The organism is Elizabethkingia argenteiflava (assembly GCF_009904105.1).
In the GTDB taxonomy this organism is placed as follows: domain Bacteria; phylum Bacteroidota; class Bacteroidia; order Flavobacteriales; family Weeksellaceae; genus Elizabethkingia; species Elizabethkingia argenteiflava.
In genome coordinates, this window is sequence record NZ_JAAABJ010000490.1 from 1 (window position 1) to 255 (window position 255).

The 255-nt window shown below is 38.4% G+C and carries 1 protein-coding gene; it reads left to right on the forward strand.

The genetic code is table 11. The features are described 5' to 3' along the window. Positions 1-212 (forward strand): transposase (locus tag GNY06_RS06210; protein ID WP_166519262.1); only part of this gene is annotated, 212 nt, incomplete at its 5' end. Between the last annotated feature and the right edge of the window lie 43 nt (positions 213-255).

Below are 255 nucleotides of genomic sequence, written 5' to 3' on the forward strand. Positions count from 1 at the left end.
ATCCAATTCAAGGGGTACATCGCCAGATACGCAAAATCACCAAAACTAAAGGTGCTTTTCCTTCAGAACAGGCACTGATGAAGCTAATGTATCTGGTAATACAGAATATCAGTAAAAAATGGACAATACCTATCCATAACTGGGGTATCGCATTATCACAACTTTATGTTAAATTTGGAGAGAGAATTCTCAAGGAAAAAAACAGCTTTTGAGGAGCATTAATTTAGAACCTGACACAGTTCGGGTGACACTCCC